We start from the raw sequence: 17,152 nt of genomic DNA, 5'->3' as shown, positions 1-17,152 counted from the left end.
GCGCGGTCGGCTTCGCCGATCCCTGACTCCGAGCCTGTCTCGATCGGCTGGCGGCGCGCTTGGCGGCAGGGCTCCGCCCCGCCGCCCGCATGCGCGGGCACCACACCCGTCACACCGGCCCCATCCCGGGCTTAACGCATGGATTGCACGCACCAGCCGCGTGCGATCCATGCGTTAGGGGTGGCGGCCGCGCATGCGGCGGCGCGGGCTGGTACGCGCGCGGCCGCCACGCACAGCCCGCAACCGCCTCAGGCCAGCGGCCGCAGCTGCCGCGGAGCGGTGGGGTCGGGCCCGATCGGCGCGGCCAGCCGCATCTTGACGTCGACCACGGCGCAGCCGTGCTCTCCCACCAGCACCGGGTTGATGTCGAGCTCGGCGAGCTCTCGTACGTCGGCGGCGAGCCGGCCCACGGCCAGGACCATCTGCTCCAGGCCGGCGACGTCGGCGGGCGCCGAGCCGCGGTAGCCCTCGAGCAACGGCCAGATTCGCAGGCTGCGCAGCGCCCGCGCGGCGTCCGCGTGCGAGAGCGGCGGCACCAGGAACACCCGGTCGTCCCAGACATCGGTCGCCACGCCACCCGCCGCGACCATGACGAGCGGCCCGAGGGCCGGGTCTCGGACCACACCGAGGGCGACCTCGACGCCGGTGGCCATGGGCTGCACCAGGACCGGCGGCACGGTGCCCAGCTCGGCGGCGAAGTCGGCGACGGCGGCCGCCACCTGGAGGTCGCCGGAGACGCCGATCCGCACCAGGCCGCGGTCTGTCTTGTGGACCAGCTCGGGGTCGGCGACCTTCATGGCCACGGGGTAGCCCATCCGCTGCGCCGCCTCGACGGCGGCCTCGGCGCCGAGGACCGTCTCGCCGAGCGCCTTGATCCCGTAGTCGGCCAGCAGGGCCCCCGCCTGCTCGGGTGGCAGCCAGCCGTGCGCGGCCGTCGCGTGCAGCAGGTTGGCGGCGTGGCGCTGCACGTTGCGCCGCACCTCGGCGTCGGTGGGGTCGGCCGGCTCGCGCGGGGCGGCCAGCCACTCGGCGTAGCGCACCACCCGGCTGAGAGCGCGCACCGCGGAGGCGGTCGTGCGGTACTGCGTGACGGCCGCGCCGTCGGCGTCCGGAGCCTCGAGGCCCCCGAGCGGCACCATCAGCACGGGCAGGTCGGGGTGGGCCGCTCTGGCGCGCAGCATCGCGCGCAGCGACTCCGTGCCGTCGGTCACGGCGGTCGCGACGGGCACCAGGAGGAGCGCGTCGATCTCGCCGGAGCCGAGCATCTCGTCGACCAGGCCCGCCATCGCCTCGGGGGGCGCACCGGCGCCCGCGTCGATGGGGTTGCCGGTGCCGGTCGTGCCCTGCACCAGCGCAGACATCCGCGACTGGACCTCCTGGGACAGCTCAGGCACCTCGAGGCCGAGCTCCTCGGCGGCGTCGGCGGCCAGGACCCCCATGCCGCCCGCGTTGGAGACGATGCCGAGCCGGCGACCCTTGGGCAGCGGCTGCTCGTCGAGCAGCAGCGCGGTGCGCGCGAGCTCCTCGGCGTCGAGGCACTCGATGACGCCGGACTGGGCGAACAGCGCGCTGACACCGACCGCCGGCGACGCGGCGGCCGCCGTGTGCGAGGCGCCGGCCCGCTTGCCGCCCGAGGAGCGGCCGCCGACCACGGCGAGCAGCGGCTTGCGCTCGGCGAAGCGCCGGGCGAACCGGCCGAACTTGACCGCGTTGCCGAAGGACTCGAGGTAGAGCGCGGCCGCGGTCACCTCCGGGTCGTCGTACCAGGCGGCGAGCAGGTCGTTGCTGGAGACGTCGGCCTTGTTGCCCAGCGAGACGAACGTCCGGACCCCCAGCCCCACCTCGCGCGCGAGGTCGAGCATGACGATGCCGACGCCGCCGGACTGGCTGGCGATGGCCAGCCCACCGGCGGGTGGCACCGAGTTCTGGAACGTCGCGTTGAGGCGCACCTCGGGGTCGTTGCACAGCAGCCCGAGGCAGTTGGGCCCGATCAGCCGGATGCCGAGTGCGCGGGCCGTCGCCGCCAGGGCGTGCTGGCGCGAGGCCCCGTCGGCCCCGAGCTCGCCGAAGCCGGACGACACGACCACAGCGGCGCGCACGCCCGCGGCGGCCGCGTCCCTGAGCACGCCGTCGGCGGCGGACGCCGGCACGCAGAGCACGACCAGGTCGAGCGGGGCGGGTACGTCGCCCACGGAGGGGTAGGCGGTGACCCCGGCGATCTCGGTGGCCCGCGGGTGCACCGCCGCCACCCGGCCCTGGAACCCGCCTGACTGGATGGCGCGCAGCACCGTGGCGCCGATGCCGCTCCCGTCGGACCGGACGCCGACGACGGCGACCGAGCGCGGGCGCAGCATGGGCGCCAGGGAGGCCGCCTCGGCGCGGAACTCCCGCAGGTCAGCACGGGCCAGGATGTCGGCGCCGGCCTCGGTGGTCAGCCCGACGATCACGGTCGACCCGTCCGAGGTCCGCGACATCGACAGACCGGAGTCGGTGAAGACCTGGAGCATCGCCCGGTTCTCGCTCAGCACGTCGGCCTCGAGGTGGGTGAAGCCACGGTCCCGGGCGAGTGCGGCGAGGTGCTCGAGGAGGAGCGTGCCGACGCCCTGGCCCACGGTCTTGTCGGCGACGAGGAACGCCACCTCGCAGGTGCTCTCGTCGATCGGCTCGGCGGTGCCGAGCCCGACGAGCTCGCCGCGGACCTCGGCGACCAGGGACAGGGTGCCCTCGCGACGCAGCACGTGGTCGACATAGTCGTGGGCGGCCTGCCGCGAGGGCGCGAAGAACCGCATCCGGATCGCGTCGTCGGACACGTCGTCGTGCAGGGCGTGGAGGCTGGCGGCGTCCTCGGACCGCAGCGGGCGCACGACTGCCAGCGTGCCGTCGGCGAGGAGAACGTCGGCGGGCGCCAGGGTGCTCACAGGGTCCGCCCGACCGCGAGCATGGCGTCGAGACTGCCGCGGCGGCCGATGGCCCGGCCGCTGAGCTCGGTCCACGGCATCTGCAGGACACAGTCACGGTCACCCCCCGCCCAGGGACGCGGCGGCGGGGCACCCACCTGGGCGGTCGGCGGTGAGTCGAGGATCTCGCCGACGCCCCGGGCGATGACGCTGAAGCCGCTCCAGTATTCGTGGTCGACCGCATCCACCTCGAACACCAGGTCGGCTCCGGCGCCGTGGCGAGCCAGCGCACTGTCCTGCCCGGTCCGGACGACGACCGCCTCGCCGTGCACGACGTAGTTGACCGGGAAGATCTCGGGTCCGCGAGGCGACACGAAGGCGAAGCGTCCGAAGACGCCGCGACGGAGGAGGCGCTGGCAGGTGGGCGGGTCGAGCTCGTGGATCTCCGGCATGGGCCTCAGTCTGCTCGACGTCCCACGGCAGCCAGGAGGGTCCTTGGTCCCGCGCCGTCCGGGTCCGGGGGCCGTTCTGCGCGTGCGCGGCGTTGGGGACGCTTGGGACACACGTCCGGCTGACAGGAGCATCCATGAACCAGCCCGAGCACGCGATCGTCGTCGGCCTGCCCACGGACAATGGCGAGGCTGCGCTGACCTTCGCCGTCGAAGAGGCCCGGCGCTCCGGTTCACCCGTGCACCTCGTGCACGTCCTCCAGATCCCGGCGGGAGAGCCGTACGCCGGGGTCTACACGGCGGCGAAGGAACAGGCGCTGGCCGTCGTCGACGCCGCCCAGAGCCGGGCCCTGGAGCTGGCGAACGGTGATGTCTCGGTGACCAGCGAGCTCGCCGACTCCGGCACGATCGTCGGTGAGCTGGTGCACCGCTCGGAAACCGCCCGGATGGTGGTGGTCGAGCACCGCGACCTCGGCCGGCTGCGGCGCCTCTTCACCGGGTCGAGGAGCAGCGGAGTCGCCGCCCGCGCCCACTCCGCCGTGGTGGTCGTGGCCGCGAAGTGGCAGCCCACGAAGCGTCGCAAGCAGGTCGTCGTGGCCGCGGTGCAGAACGTCGATGAGGCCGAGAACCTCCTGCGCGCGGCGTTCGAGGCCGCTCGCGAGCGCGGAGCCGACCTCGTCGTGCTGCACGCGTGGTGGCTGGCCAACGGCTACGACGACCTGGTGGTCGACGGTGCCGCGCTGGACGAGGAGGAGCGGCGCTTCAAGGACGAGCTCGCGCCCCTGCTCGACCGGCTCAAGGCGCGCTACCCGATGGTCGGCACCAGCGTGGACGTGCGGCACGCGCCGCCAGTGGAGGGGGTGCTCGCCGCCGCGGCCCTCTCGGACCTGTTGGTCATCGGCCGCCGGCACCACCTGCTGGCGCTGGGCGGTCACCTCGGTCCCGTGTCGCGCGCGGTCATCGGCCACAGCCCGGTGCCGGTGCTCATGACCCCGGAGCCCGAGCCGGTGTTCGCCACCGTGCCGTGACCGGCCGTGACCGGCCGTGACGGGTTCCGAAGGGCCCGACGGGGCCAGGACGAAGGTCACCCTGACTCGGTGACTCCCGGCACTGAACCAGGCGGGGCACAGCAGTGAGGCTTACGGCATCGGATCTAACCCACACACAGAGAACAGGAGGTCATCTCGATGACCACCCACACCCCACACAGCGCGGCCACCGCGACTGTCGAGGACCAGGTAGTCACGCCCTACGCGGCGCGCGTCCTGGCCGTGCTCCGCATCGCCTTCGGCCTCACGTTCCTGTGGGCCTTCTTCGACAAGCTGCTGGCCCTCGGCTTCTCGACCGGGCGCGTGGTCAACGAGGAGACCGGCGCCGAGACCGTCGACCGCTTCGGCGACGCGGCCTGGATCCGCCACCTGGGTGCCGGTTCGGAGGACATGGTCGGCAACCCGACCCTCGGCTTCCTGAAGTTCGGTGCGGACGGCCCCTTCAAGGGCTTCTACAACGACATCGCCGGCCAGACCTGGACCAACTGGGCCTTCATGCTGGCGCTGCTCGGCATCGGCCTGGCGCTCACCCTGGGCATCGGCATGCGGATCGCCGCGATCTCCGGCGCGATTCTCTACCTGATGATGTGGACGGTGGCTCTGCCCCCGGACAACAACCCCGTGCTGGACGACCACATCCTGGGCGCCATCACCGTCGTGGCCCTGGCCGCGCTGAACGCCGGCGTCACCTGGGGATTCGGCCGGGCGTGGCAGCAGACCGAGCTCGTCAAGAACACCCCGATCCTGCGGTAACCCCTCGCCGCGATCCATCAGGCCCCGGACCCCGAGTAGTCCGGGGCCTGATGCTGCTCCCGACGGCTTGCAGGGACGGTTAGCGCGGCCGCCGTTCCGGGCACCGCACGGGGGGAGGAAGTCGAGACTCGAGACTCACGAGCTCGAGACGCACACCACCGCGGCGCAGGCCGCGGCAGTGCCCTGGGGAGGGACAGCACGATGTGGGAGACGGCGAACGCCGAGGACGAGCCCGACCACCTGACGCACGAGATGCCGTGCCCGCTCTGCGGGCACCCGCCGCACCACTACCTCGCGTGCGGGCCCGACTGCGACTGCGAGCCGGAGGGGATGCCGGGCGAGCGGCTGCTGACCGGCTGAGGCCTGCCCCGTTCTCGGGGTTTCCGCCTACGCTCGCCGAGCATGAGCGGTCAGGTGTTCTTCGAGACCGGGCGGCTGACCGTCCGCGCCATGGTCGACGCCGACGTGGAGCCCTTCGTCGCCTACCGGTCCGACCCGGACGTCGCGCGCTACCAGAGCTGGCAGGACTACTCCCTGGAGCAGGGTCGCGCGCTGGTCGCCGGCATGCAGGATCTCCGGCCCGGCCTCCCGGGTGAGTGGTACCAGTTCGCCCTCGTGGACGCCTCAGGCGACCTCGTCGGAGACCTCGCCGCCTGCGTCGACGCCGACGAGCACCGCCAGCTGGAGGTCGGGTTCACCCTCGCCCCGGAGCACCAGGGCAAGGGCTATGCGACCGAGGCGCTGCGCGGGCTGCTGGCCTACGCCTTCGACACGATGGGGATGCACCGGGTGGTCGCCGTGACAGACGCCGACAACGCCGCGGCGGCCGCCTTGTTCACCCGGGTCGGATTCCGCAAGGAAGCCCACTTCCGCGACAACGTCTTCTTCAAGGGCGCCTGGGGCAGCGAGTTCGTCTTCGCGATGCTGGCGTCGGAGTGGGCGGTTAGCGTCGAGGGATGAGCATCGAGGTCCGTCCGGCCCACAGCTTCCCCGATCTAGCGGCCGTCCTCGGGCCGAAGAAGAACCCCGACGCCAACGTCTGCTGGTGCCTGAGCCACCGGGTCGACTCCAAGACCAACCGGTCCCTGGTCGGTCGCGAGCGTGCGGCCTACGTCGAGAGGCTGTGCCGCCGCAAGGTGCCGCCGGGCGTCCTGGCCTACGACGACGGCGCGGTGGCCGGCTGGGCCGGGATCGCGCCGCGCGCCGAGCTGCCGGTCGCCCGCTCGACGAAGATCCGCGCCGTCGACGACCTGCCGGTCTGGAACATCTTCTGCGTCCGGGTCCAGCCGGGCTTCCGGGGCCGCGGCATCTCGCACGCCCTGGTCGCCGGCGCCGTCGACCTCGCCCGCGAGCACGGCGCGCCTGCGGTCGAGGCGATCCCGGTCGACAACCGGGGCGAGAAGGTCGACCTCACCATGGCCTTCGTCGGCACCCGGGCCCTGTTCGAGAGCGCCGGCTTCACCAAGATCGCCGACACCGCGTCGGTGAGCGGCGGCTTCCCACGCGTCGTGATGCGGCTTCCGCTAGGCGGTCAGCCGCGGCCGGACCCGCTGGCGCACGGCGTGTGAATCGGCAAGCCGGCGTCGATCGAGCTCATCGGCCCCGTCCCCATGCCGCGCGCGCTGTTCGTCACCCCTGACCCCGCTGTGCGGACCAGGATCGGCGCGATGGCCACGAATCCGACGCGACCATCCACCCCCAGGGCAAGAAGGCGAAGAACCCGAACCACTCGTTCCCCGAGCCGGAGCTCTCGGTCACGTCGGCGAGGAAGTCGTGGTCATAGGTTTCGAGATACAGCGCCGACCGTCTACGGCCTGGCTCTCCTGGCAGTCGCCTCGGCCACGGGCTTCGACGGCCCCCCTCGTCGGCATGGCGCTCGCCGGGCTGGGCGGCGTGGCGCGCGCTGCGTCGACGCTCGTCGGTCTCACGCCGGCCCCGACGGCTGGCGGTCGTGGCCGATGCGTCCTAGGTGGGTGTCCTTGAAGTCGGTCTCGTACTTCAGCCCGTAGCCCAGCGCGCGGTCCATGCCGATGTGGGCGAACCACACCAGGGCCACGCCCTGCCACAGCGGCTCGTCCGCGACGAGCGCCAGCGCGCCGAGCAACGCGGGCGCCGGGTAGGAGTGGGCGAGGTTGTAGGTCCAGGCCCCGACCCGGTTCGACGCGGCATAGCCGGCCATGAACACGTCCGGCACGAAGAGCAGCAGCGGCACCAGCCACCACGGCTCGTCGAGCCCGGCGAAGTACGCCGCGAGCGCGGCAGCCATGAGGACCACGCCCTCCGAGCGGAGGATCCGAAGCGGCAGACCGGAAATCGCAGACATCTGGGTCATGGCACGAGACTGCCAGTCCGCCTGTTCGCGGCGGACCTCAGGCGCTGGCGGGGAGCATCTCTCCGGCCGACCTGATGACGACGTCCACGGTGACCCCGCGACGCGGCTCGTAGCCGACCGTCGAGCCGACCTCGGCGCCGACGATCGCCCGGCCCAGCGGGCTGCCGGGGGTGATGGTGTCGACCCCCGCGACGGCCTGCTCGACCGAGCCCACCACGTAGGTCTCGTCCCCCTGGCCCAGGTCGATGACGACCACGTCCCCCACGGAGACGACGCCCTCGACGTGCTCACGACGCAGACCATCGGCGATCTCGAGCTCCACGCTGGCGATGCGCTCGTCGAGCAGCTGCAGCCGGATGAGCGCCTCGACGTTGGTGGCCCGGTCGGCGACGTCGCCGTTGTTCTGCAGCCGGGTCTCGGCCAGGACCTCGGCGCGTTCGGCACGGAGCGCGTGGAGCCGGTCGGTGAGGAGGGTGGTGCTGTCGGCGGCGACGGGGATCGTCATGACTTCGGGGCCTCTCGGGGGTGGTGGCGGCGGACCGGGGATGCCGAGCGGTTCCCGCTCGGAGAGCTGTCCAAACCATCGGGACCACGATCTGATTCCTCGATCGTCCGGATTCCTCGATCGTCGAACCGTTCCCGCCGTTCGACGACCACAATGGCGCCGTGAGCGAGTCCGTCCGGCCCGACGACGACGAGCACCTGGCCACCGGCTGGGAGCCGGACGTGCCCGTCGAGGACACCCTCGTGCGGCAGGCGGCCAACCTGCACGCCTCGTGGCCGGTCACGGTGGCGAAGGCACTGGGCCGGCCCTGGCGGCGGACCGACGATTGGGCCGGCGCATTCATCGCCGACCGCGGTGAGCTCGCCAACCCGTCCGTCCTGCTCCGTCCCCCGGGCGACCTCGGCACGCTGATCGGACAGATCTCCGAGATCGTGCCCGCCACCTCGCCGTTCTTCCTGCTCAGCCCGTGGCAGGCGCCCGACTTCGCGCCCCACGGCCTGGTGCGGCTGGGCTACCCGCCGCTCATGGTGCGCCAGCCCGCGGCGTACGACGTGCCCCCGCGGGACGGCGTCGAGGTCGTCGAGGTTCACGAGCCGGACGACCTGGCGGCCGCGGAGCGAGTGCTGGTCGAGGGCTTCCCGATGCCGGACGTCGAGCCACTGTCACCCGGTGACGTGCTCCACCACTCGATCCTCAGCCCCTCGACCCGGGTCTGGCTCGCCCGGGTCGACGGGGAGCCGGCCGCGGTAGCCGCCGCCCACCTCCACGGCGGCGCCACGCTCGTGGAGTACGTCGCCGCACTCCCGGCCGCCCGCGGCCGCGGCGCCGGCTCGGCGGTGACCTGGGCGGCGACACTGGCCGAACCCACGCAGCCGGCGATGCTCATCGCCAGTGACGACGGCCGCCCGGTCTACGAGCGGATGGGGTTCGTGGCGGTCGAGCGCTGGGCGGCGTGGGTCAGGCCGGCGCGCTGACGCGGAGCGACCGATCCGGGCTCGTCAATAGCCCATTCGCGCGATGGCAGCCGCCGCGCACCGACCTAACGTTGACTCCGTGAACCGCAGCCGCGGCACGCGCCGCCCTCACCCGACCCTGGTCGTCGGCCTGGTGGTGGCCCTGCTGGTCGCGGTGCTGTCGGCGTGCACCGACTCCTCCGACCCTTCCGACCCACCCGACGGCGAGCCCACGTCCGGGCTGGTGCCGCGGGCGGACGGCGTCCCGGCGGTGACCGAGGAGTCGGTGGTCGCGGGCCTCGCCTCGGTGGGGGTTGCCGTCGTCGACCCCGAGTCGGGCGAGCAGGTCGAGGAGGTCACCGGCGAACCGTCCCCCGTCACCGTGCGAGCCGACGAGCTGCCCGCCCTGGTCGCCGGCATCCAGACGCTCACCGGCCTGACCGCCGAGCAGCTCGACGGCCTGGCCGGCTGGCCGGCGCTGGAGGGTCCGGTCGGCCAGCTCACCCCGAGCCTGATGCTCGCCGGCTGGCTGGCGGGTGCGACGACCCCGGCCAGCGACCTGGGCCGTGAATGGATGGGCGGCCAGGACGTCCGCGAGCCCTCGTCCCTGGTCGTGCCGGCCGGGGTGCTCGACCTGTTCCTGAGCGACGTGCTCCCCCGGCCGTCGGAAGGCGTGTCGCCGAACGCCTCGCCCGCGGCGTACGTCGGCACGACGAGCAGCCAGAGTGTCTGCGAGCAGTTCCAGTCGTTCGTCGCCGACTCGATCAACAAGGTCTTCGACGCCATCGGCCGGCTGCCGAACGTGAGCGGTGACTCGATCTTCATCGACATCCTCAACGGCGTCATCGACCTGCTCAACCTCGGCAAGGACGCGCTGCGCTACTTCGTCATCAACGGCACCAAGGTGCTGCTGAAGCCGGTCGTGGACGCAGTGGCCGCGGTGGCCGGAGTGGTCGCGCTCGCCACCTTCGCGGTCAAGACCGTGCTGCCGTGGACGGGCGAGATCCAGCCCGAGCCCGGTGCGCCGACGCTCGGCACCGCGCCGGTCGAGGGCAAGTGGACGCTGACCGTCAAGAGCCCTGGCCCGCAGGAGTGGCCGGCCCAGGTCGCGGGCTGCGCCAGCGCGGCCGGCGTGACCCTGCCGAGCCTGAAGCCCAGCGAGGCCGACGTCGCCTGGCAGGTCGTCTCGCAGCGGCCGAAGATCCTCGTGACGCCCGGCGCCGCCGACCCCAAGCTGTCGGCGGACGGCACCGCCACCATGGCCTACCTGACGACGGTCGAGCCGCCCGAGATCGCCTCGGGCGAGGCGCAGTACGACGGCACGGTGCGGGTGCAGGCCACCGTTCACCGCACCGACCTGGGCCGCTTCAGCGACACCCTGCTCAAGCTGTTCGTCGGCTACCTGCCGGCGTTCCTGCCGGAACTCGTCAAGGAGACAATCGCCAACCTGCTGCGGCCGATCCTCACCGAGGCACTCGACAAGCTGGGTTCGATCCGCGACCTTGCCGTCCTGGGTTTCCTGTTCCCGATCTACCACGAGAAGGACGACGAGACGCCCTCGCCATCGCCGTCCCCGTCGGACGAGGACGGGACGCCGTCGCCCACGCCCTCCGAGCTGCCGCCCGGGGAGGCGTTCTGCCGGGGGTTCATCAAGATGCTCGAGTACCGCGAGTCCCAGGGCACCGGCGGCCTCGACAAGCAGGTCGCCCGGCGCCAGGTCAAGATGCTGCGCGCGATCCTCCCGCTGGGGACGCCCCAGCAGGCGGCCGACGGCGAGGTGCTGGCCATCATCTGGCAGATGTGGGTCGACGTCGACCCGACCAGCCCGACCCAGAACCCGGGTGCCATCGGCCAGGCGATGATCGACCTGGGCTACATCGAGGCCGGGGGTCGCATCGCGAAGTCCTGCAAGATCTCGCTGGACCGCATCGGCGTCGGCTGACCTGTCTGGCCCAGCGTCACGCGTCGAGCCGCTCCAGGAGGCTGCCGAGGAGCCGGCGCAGCTGGCGGGTCTCGGTCGCGTTCAGCCCGAACGACTCGGCCAGTCGCGTGGGGACGTCGGAGACCTTGTCTCGCAGGTCCCACCCTGCGCCGGTGACCGCGACCAGCACCCGCCGCTCGTCATCAGAGTCACGGGAGCGGGTCACCCAGCCGGCCTGCTCGAGCCGCTTGAGCACCGGGGTGAGGGTCCCGGAGTCGAGCCGGAGTCGGCTGCCCAGCTCGCCGACGGACAGCGGCTCGCCGTCGCCCCAGAGGGCGAGGAGCGTGAGGTACTGCGGATAGGTCAGGTCGAACTCCCGCAGCAGCGGTCCGTACGCCTTCGTGACGGCCCTGGTGGCGGCGTAGAGCGGGAAGCAGAGCTGGGCATCGAGGTCGAGCTGGGGGTGACGGGACACACAGTGATCATACCTTGCACAATTCCATTGTGCCCAATTAGATTGTGGGCATGAAAACTCTCTACACGACCACCGCCGTCGCCACCGGAGACGGCCGCAACGGCCACGTCCTGTCCACGGATGGCCTCCTCGACACCGACGTGCGCATGCCCGTCGAGCTCGGCGGTCCGGGCGGCGCCACCAACCCCGAGCAGCTCTTCGCGGCCGGCTACGCGGCGTGCTTCCACTCGGCGCTGAAGCTGGTCGCCGGCGCGGACGGCGTCGACGCCACGGACAGCGAGGTCGTCGCCGACGTGTCGCTCGGCGCACACGCGAACGGCGCCTTCGGCCTGTCCGTCGCGCTCGAGGTGAGCATCCCCGGCACCGACCGCGACACCGCCGAGAAGGTCGTCGCGCGCGCTCACGAGGTCTGCCCCTACTCGAACGCCACCCGCGGCAACATCGAGGTCGCCCTCACCGTCGCTTGACCGGTGGCCGCGGCGTCCGATGACGCAACCCAGTCCCCATGCACGAGGCGCCCCGGCAGTGCCGGGGCGCCTCGCTGCACTGCAGCATGCAGCTACTCGACCGTGATCTCCATGGTCCGGTCGTTGTCGCTGTCGGGGTGCTGGATGTTGACCCAGGCCCGCCGCTTGTCGGTCGGGTCGAAGTAGAGACCGGTGAACTCCGAGCCCACGGTCCCGTTGGAGGCCCAGCGGCCCAGCCCCTCGCCGGGGTCGAGCAGGTCGCCGTCGAGGTTGAGGTCGCGGGCGAACCAGATGTCGTCGTCCACGCCGCCGTTGCGGTCCTCGATGACGTAGATGTTGTTCTCGGCGTCCAGCGCGAGGTTGTCGGGGCTGGTGAGGCCGCTGCCGACGGGTGCGCCGGTGGCGAGGTCCGTCGACGCCCGGTTGGCGAAGACCGAGATCTTCTGGGCCGCGAGGTCCATGACGTAGACCTCGTTGGTCGTGGTGGTGGCGACGTACATCCGCTCCACGCCCTTGACCGTCTGCACCTGCAGGTCCTCGGGGCGCTGGTAGTCGGTGCCCTTGAACGCCGGCAGGTCGGTCGTGTTGCGGCCGTCGACCGAGGTCACGCCGCCCGGGTCGGTGATCGTCAGGGCACCCGGGAGGGCGTCGCCCTCGGCGTCGGTGATCGGGACCCAGGTGTAGGCACCGGTCGCGTTGGGGGTGGTGCCGTCGCCGACGCGCAGCACGAAGGTCTGGCCGGCGTCGAAGTAGCCGGCGCGGCCCTTCTTGATGTCGCACCAGCGGGCGGCAGGTGTGTACTTGTAGAGGCTGCCGCCGTTGAGCTCGTCGATGAAGTACATGTTGTGCCGCTTGTCGAACTGCACGCCCTCGTGAGAGACGCGTGGGATCACGTTGCGGTGCTCCACGACGGCGTCCTCACCCGCCGGGTCCGTGATCGAGTCGGCGGTCAGCGGGTTGGTGAGCTCGAAGAACCGGCCGTAGGGGTTCGTCGTGCAGCCGGCGGCCGCCGTGCACCAGGACTCCTCGGCGGTGACGTAGGTGCCCCACGGCGTCCAGTACGACGCGTCGAAGGCGACGTGGCCGCCCGGCGCCGGGCTGTACCAGAGCGTCTCGGTCTCCTCGGTGGCCAGGTCGGTGCGCTGGATGCCGGCCTGGCCGGACTCGAACGGGGTGAAGAGGTGGCTGCCCTTGTGCGGGCCCGTCTCGTTGACGGTGATCATGTCCCAGACGCCGCTGTTGGGCTCGCCCTTGGCGAGCTGCTCGTCGACCGAGGCGATCGACCGCTGCTTGATCGCCGCGCTGCCGAAGGTGATCGGCGCCGCTTCGTCGGCGGTGGGACCGGCCGAGCTCGCGAGCGGGGTGAAGTCGTCGAAGCTGGTGTTGGCGGCGCCGGCGACACCGGCGGAGGTGGCGATCCCGGCGAGCACCAGGCTGCCGGCGACCGCGAGGCCCAGGGAGGGCTTGTTCATGTGGGGAGTCCTCTGCGTGATCAGTACGTCGTCACCCTGACGACGCACCAGATCTATTGGCGCCGCGTGACTACGACGCGACGCCGCCGCGAACCTCCGGTGAAGTGCTCGGGGCCAGCCCACGCGGTCGCAGCTCGAGCTCGAACCCCTCGGGCATCAGGGTGAGCCGTTCCCTGATCCTCAGCTCGTAGGCCGGGTCGCCGACGATGTCGTAGCGGTGCAGCAGCCGGGCGAGCACCAGCACCGCCTCGTGCAGCGCGAACTGGCGGCCGATGCAGGCCCGCTCGCCGGTGCCGAACGGCTTGTAGCTGTGCGGCATCCGGCCCCGGGAGCGCTCGGGCAGGAACCGGTCCGGGTCGAAGCTCTCGGCGTCCTCGCCCCACGCCGCTGGGTCGCGGTGAACGGCCGGGATCAGCACGATCGCCCAGTCCTCGGGACGCATCCGACGACCGGCCAGCGTGGTCTCCTCGCGTGGGCTGCGGGCGAACGCGGGCGCTGTCGGCCACAGCCGCAGCGTCTCGTCGAGCACGCGGCGTACGTAGCGCAGATGGGCGACCTGCTCGAAGGTCGGCACAGCGTCGGGGTCTGGGCCGAGCAGCTCGTCGACCTCCGCCCGAGCCGCGGCGAGCACGTCGGGGTGCTTGGAGAGGAAGTAGAGCGCCAGCGAAAGCGCCCCCGACGTCGTCTCGTGGCCGGCGACCAGGAAGGTGAGGATCTGGTATCTGATCGCCGTGTCGTCCAGCCGCTCCCCCGTCTCCGGGTGCGCCTGCTCGAGCATGATCCGCAGCAGGTCCTCGGGACCGCGGTCGCCGGCGGCCATCGCGCGACGACGGGCGCCGATGAGGTCGTCGAGCAAATCGTCGATGTAGGCGAGCTTGTCGGCGTTGCGGCGCTGGATGCGGCGACGGACGAGCCCTGCGCCCGGCACGCCGGCGAGCGAGCCGAGTCGACGCCCGGTCTCGAGCGCGGTCACCATCGCGGGCACGAACGGGTGCGTCTCGGCCTGGGTGAAGGAGCCGAAGTCGCGGCTGAACGCCGCCCGCGCGATGGTCTCCATGGTCAGCTTGGTCATCGCCGAGGCGACGTCGACCGGGCCGTCGGCGGGCAGCGCCGCGAACAGCTCGTCCACCGCCTCGAGCATGATGCCGTGGTAGCGCTGCATCGCCGGCTTGGTGAACGCCGGCAGCAGCAGGTCGTGGGCGGTGCGCCAGTTGGGCTCGGTGTTGTAGGCCGTGAACAGGCCGTCGCCGGCGAACTCGCGGAGCGCGACCAGCGCCGGCGGCAGTGCCTTCTCGAAGCGCTTCTCGTCGCAGAGCTCCGCGGCCAGCTCGGCGCTGGCGGCGAAGACGAACTTCTGGCGGAAGACCTGCACCTCGAACAGCGGCCCCAGGTCGCGGCTCCACTCCAGGATCGTCTGCAGGGCGCTGGTCGGCTTCAGCCCACGCACGTCGCCGAAGAACCGGTCCCGTCCGGGTCGGTGCGGCAGCGTCTGCCCGGACCAGTCGTTGGCCATCGCGAGCTCCTTGTTGGACGTTGGTTCAACAAATCTACGCGCTATTGAACCGGCGTCAAGTAACGTACGGTCCATGACCCGGCGCCGCCTCTCGCCGCAGGACCGCCGCGCCCAGCTGCTGGCGCTCGGTGCGGAGCTGTTCTCCTCCCTGCCCTACGACGAGGTGCACATCGAGAAGGTGGCCGAGCAGGCCGGGGTCTCGCGCGGGCTGCTCTACCACTACTTCCCGACCAAGCGTTCCTTCTTCGCCGAGCTCGTCCGCGAGGGCGCCGCCCGGATGGCCGCCGACACCGAGCCCGACCCAGCCATGGAACCGCTCGACCAGCTGATGACGGGGGTGACCCGCTATCTCGAGCACGTGCGTCGCCACCGGCACATCACCCGCGCCATCTACCGCGGCGCCGCCAGCGCCGACGCCGAGGTGCAGGCGCTGGTCGAGGAGTCGACCCGGCTCTTCGAGGACCGGATCGTGGCCGTGCTCGAGCCGGACCGCGCCGGGTCCGAGCTGCTGGGCATCGCCGTCCGCTCCTGGGTGGTGCTGATGCGCGCCGCCGCCCACGAGCTCCTCGACCACCCCGACGTACCCGTGGAGCACGTCCGCGACCTCTGCGTCAGCGCGTTCGCCGGGCTGATGCTCGCGCTGCCGGGCGAGGCCCGGCCGAGCCGGGTGGACGAGGTGCTGGCGGGGATGCCGGCGGGGATGCCGGCGGCGACATCGGCGTAGCGTCGCCACCATGGAGTCCTACGCGAGGGGCGAGACCGACACTCCCCTGCTCGAGCAGACGATCGGCGACAACTTCGGGGCCACGGTGGCGCGTTGGCCGGACCGCGAGGCGCTGGTCGAGTGCGCCACCGGCCGCCGGTGGACGTGGGCCGAGCTCGACGCCGACGTCGACACGCTCGCCCTCGGCCTGGTCCGCGCGGGGATCGGCAAGGGCGACCGGGTGGGCATGTGGTCGCCCAACTGCGCCGAGTGGACGATCACGCAGTTCGCCACCGCGAAGATCGGCGCGATCCTGGTCAACGTCAACCCGGCCTACCGCACCCACGAGCTCGCCTACGCGCTCAACCAGTCCGGCACCAAGCTGCTGATCTCGGCCGAGGAGTTCAAGGGCAGCAGCTATCGGGAGATGGTCGAGGAGGTGCGCGACGACGTCCCGGCGCTGGAGCAGGTGTGGTTCCTCGGCAGCCCCCAGTGGGAGGCACAGTGGACCGACCACAACGTGCACGACCCGGGTGTCACGCTGCTGGAGGCGCTCGACTACTCGCTGTCGGACCTCTCACCGGACGACCCGATCAACATCCAGTACACGTCGGGCACCACGGGCTACCCGAAGGGAGCCACGCTCAGCCACCGCAACATCCTCAACAACGGCTACTTCACGACCGAGCTGATCAACTTCACCGAGCAGGACCGGCTCTGCATCCCGGTGCCCTTCTACCACTGCTTCGGGATGGTGATGGGCAACCTCGGCTGCACCTCCCACGGCGCCACCATGGTCATCCCGGCGCCCGGCTTCGATCCCGAGCTGACGCTCAAGGCGATCGCCGAGGAGAGGTGCACCGGCGTCTACGGCGTCCCGACGATGTTCATCGCCATGCAGAACCACCCGACGTTCGCCTCGCATGACCTCGAGTCGCTGCGCACCGGGATCATGGCCGGCTCGATCTGCCCGGTCGACGTGATGAAGCGCTGCATCGACGACATGGGCATGTCCGAGGTCGCGATCGCCTACGGCATGACCGAGACCTCGCCGGTCTCCTGCCAGACCCGGGCCGACGACGACCTGGACCGGCGTACGGCGACCATCGGCCGGGTCCACCCGCACCTGGAGATCAAGATCGTCGACCCCGCCACCGGCGAGACCGTCGAGCGCGGGCAGCCGGGCGAGTTCTGCACCCGCGGCTACTCGGTGATGCTCGGCTACTGGGACGACCCCGACAAGACCGCCGAGGCCATCGACGCCGACGGCTGGATGCACACCGGCGACCTCGCCGAGATGCGCGAGGACGGCTACTGCAACATCGTCGGCCGGATCAAGGACATGGTCATCCGCGGCGGCGAGAACATCTACCCCAGCGAGGTCGAGGCGTTCCTCTACCAGCACCCCGACATCGAGGACGTCCAGGTCATCGGCGTACCCGACGAGAAGTACGGCGAGGAGCTCTGCGCCTGGATCCGGATGCGCACCGGCGCCGAGCCCCTGGACGCCGACGCCGTGCGCGAGTTCTGCTCAGGCCGGCTCAGCCACTACAAGATCCCGCGCTACGTCATGGTGGTCGAGGAGTTCCCGATGACCGTGACCGGCAAGATCCGCAAGGTTGCGATGCGTGAGGAGTCGGCGGCGCGGCTCGGCCTCGGCTGA

The 17,152-nt window shown here is 71.7% G+C and carries 17 protein-coding genes; 10 read left to right on the top strand and 7 right to left on the bottom strand.

What is annotated here, in order from left to right; all coding sequences use genetic code 11:
- Positions 1-248: 248 nt before the first annotated feature.
- Together ACYVC6_RS08305 and ACYVC6_RS08300 are read right to left on the bottom strand one after the other, a co-directional pair.
- Entirely contained in the window at positions 249-2,918 is a 2,670-nt protein-coding gene (locus tag ACYVC6_RS08305) for a bifunctional acetate--CoA ligase family protein/GNAT family N-acetyltransferase (RefSeq protein WP_460712835.1), read from the bottom strand.
- Positions 2,915-3,349: a pyridoxamine 5'-phosphate oxidase family protein gene (locus tag ACYVC6_RS08300; RefSeq protein ID WP_460712833.1), complete on the bottom strand. Its 435-nt coding sequence runs from the start codon at positions 3,347-3,349 to the stop codon at positions 2,915-2,917. Before ACYVC6_RS08300 ends, ACYVC6_RS08305 begins: the two co-directional genes overlap by 4 nt.
- A gap of 134 nt (positions 3,350-3,483) precedes the next feature.
- Here ACYVC6_RS08300 and ACYVC6_RS08295 point away from each other — a divergent pair, with 134 nt between their 5' ends.
- The 5 genes from ACYVC6_RS08295 (at position 3,484) to ACYVC6_RS08275 (ending at position 6,716) form a co-directional block, all read left to right on the top strand.
- Positions 3,484-4,374, top strand: coding sequence for a universal stress protein (locus ACYVC6_RS08295; RefSeq protein ID WP_460712831.1), 891 nt, complete (start codon positions 3,484-3,486; stop codon positions 4,372-4,374).
- Positions 4,375-4,533: 159 nt separating this feature from the next.
- Positions 4,534-5,148 carry a hypothetical protein gene (locus ACYVC6_RS08290; RefSeq protein WP_460712829.1) on the top strand — a complete coding sequence of 205 codons (615 nt, stop codon included), beginning with the start codon at positions 4,534-4,536 and terminating at the stop codon, positions 5,146-5,148.
- A 201-nt stretch (positions 5,149-5,349) separates the two neighbouring features.
- A complete protein-coding gene (locus ACYVC6_RS08285) occupies positions 5,350-5,508 on the top strand; it encodes a hypothetical protein (RefSeq protein ID WP_460712827.1) in 159 nt (52 codons plus the stop codon).
- Positions 5,509-5,550: 42 nt separating this feature from the next.
- The gene (locus tag ACYVC6_RS08280; RefSeq protein WP_460712825.1) at positions 5,551-6,108 is read left to right on the top strand and encodes a GNAT family N-acetyltransferase; all 558 of its coding nucleotides are present in this window, start codon (positions 5,551-5,553) and stop codon (positions 6,106-6,108) included.
- Positions 6,105-6,716 carry a GNAT family N-acetyltransferase gene (locus tag ACYVC6_RS08275; protein WP_460712823.1) on the top strand — a complete coding sequence of 204 codons (612 nt, stop codon included), beginning with the start codon at positions 6,105-6,107 and terminating at the stop codon, positions 6,714-6,716. Before ACYVC6_RS08280 ends, ACYVC6_RS08275 begins: the two co-directional genes overlap by 4 nt.
- 356 nt (positions 6,717-7,072) lie before the next feature.
- On the opposite strand, the gene ACYVC6_RS08270 is transcribed toward ACYVC6_RS08275, so the two are convergent.
- Positions 7,073-7,480, bottom strand: a complete 408-nt coding sequence (locus ACYVC6_RS08270) for a DUF4260 domain-containing protein (RefSeq protein WP_460712821.1) — start codon at positions 7,478-7,480, stop codon at positions 7,073-7,075.
- A 37-nt stretch (positions 7,481-7,517) separates the two neighbouring features.
- Complete coding sequence (locus ACYVC6_RS08265; protein ID WP_460712819.1) at positions 7,518-7,985, bottom strand: GreA/GreB family elongation factor; 468 nt, start codon at positions 7,983-7,985, stop codon at positions 7,518-7,520.
- Positions 7,986-8,146: 161 nt separating this feature from the next.
- Here ACYVC6_RS08265 and ACYVC6_RS08260 point away from each other — a divergent pair, with 161 nt between their 5' ends.
- Together ACYVC6_RS08260 and ACYVC6_RS08255 are read left to right on the top strand one after the other, a co-directional pair.
- The gene (locus tag ACYVC6_RS08260; protein WP_460712817.1) at positions 8,147-8,959 is read left to right on the top strand and encodes a GNAT family N-acetyltransferase; all 813 of its coding nucleotides are present in this window, start codon (positions 8,147-8,149) and stop codon (positions 8,957-8,959) included.
- Positions 8,960-9,038: 79 nt separating this feature from the next.
- Positions 9,039-10,880, top strand: coding sequence for a hypothetical protein (locus ACYVC6_RS08255; RefSeq protein ID WP_460712815.1), 1,842 nt, complete (start codon positions 9,039-9,041; stop codon positions 10,878-10,880).
- Positions 10,881-10,896: 16 nt separating this feature from the next.
- Here ACYVC6_RS08255 and ACYVC6_RS08250 read toward each other — a convergent pair whose 3' ends face one another.
- Positions 10,897-11,334, bottom strand: coding sequence for a MarR family winged helix-turn-helix transcriptional regulator (locus tag ACYVC6_RS08250; protein ID WP_460712813.1), 438 nt, complete (start codon positions 11,332-11,334; stop codon positions 10,897-10,899).
- 41 nt (positions 11,335-11,375) lie between these two features.
- On the opposite strand from ACYVC6_RS08250, the gene ACYVC6_RS08245 reads away from it, so the two are divergent.
- On the top strand, positions 11,376-11,801 hold the full coding sequence (locus tag ACYVC6_RS08245) for an organic hydroperoxide resistance protein (protein WP_460713332.1): 426 nt from the start codon (positions 11,376-11,378) through the stop codon (positions 11,799-11,801).
- Between the two features lie 92 nt (positions 11,802-11,893).
- On the opposite strand, the gene ACYVC6_RS08240 is transcribed toward ACYVC6_RS08245, so the two are convergent.
- Both ACYVC6_RS08240 and ACYVC6_RS08235 read right to left on the bottom strand, forming a co-directional pair.
- Positions 11,894-13,273: an alkaline phosphatase PhoX gene (locus ACYVC6_RS08240; protein ID WP_460712810.1), complete on the bottom strand. Its 1,380-nt coding sequence runs from the start codon at positions 13,271-13,273 to the stop codon at positions 11,894-11,896.
- 70 nt (positions 13,274-13,343) lie between these two features.
- Entirely contained in the window at positions 13,344-14,786 is a 1,443-nt protein-coding gene (locus ACYVC6_RS08235) for a cytochrome P450 (RefSeq protein WP_460712808.1), read from the bottom strand.
- A gap of 73 nt (positions 14,787-14,859) precedes the next feature.
- Here ACYVC6_RS08235 and ACYVC6_RS08230 point away from each other — a divergent pair, with 73 nt between their 5' ends.
- Both ACYVC6_RS08230 and ACYVC6_RS08225 read left to right on the top strand, forming a co-directional pair.
- Positions 14,860-15,510, top strand: a complete 651-nt coding sequence (locus ACYVC6_RS08230; protein WP_460712806.1) for a TetR/AcrR family transcriptional regulator — start codon at positions 14,860-14,862, stop codon at positions 15,508-15,510.
- A gap of 10 nt (positions 15,511-15,520) precedes the next feature.
- Positions 15,521-17,152 carry an AMP-binding protein gene (locus ACYVC6_RS08225; RefSeq protein WP_460712804.1) on the top strand — a complete coding sequence of 544 codons (1,632 nt, stop codon included), beginning with the start codon at positions 15,521-15,523 and terminating at the stop codon, positions 17,150-17,152.

Source organism: Nocardioides dilutus, from assembly GCF_054779555.1.
The sequence above is the reverse complement of the archived record's forward strand: the minus strand, read 5'-3'. Positions and strand labels throughout refer to the sequence as shown.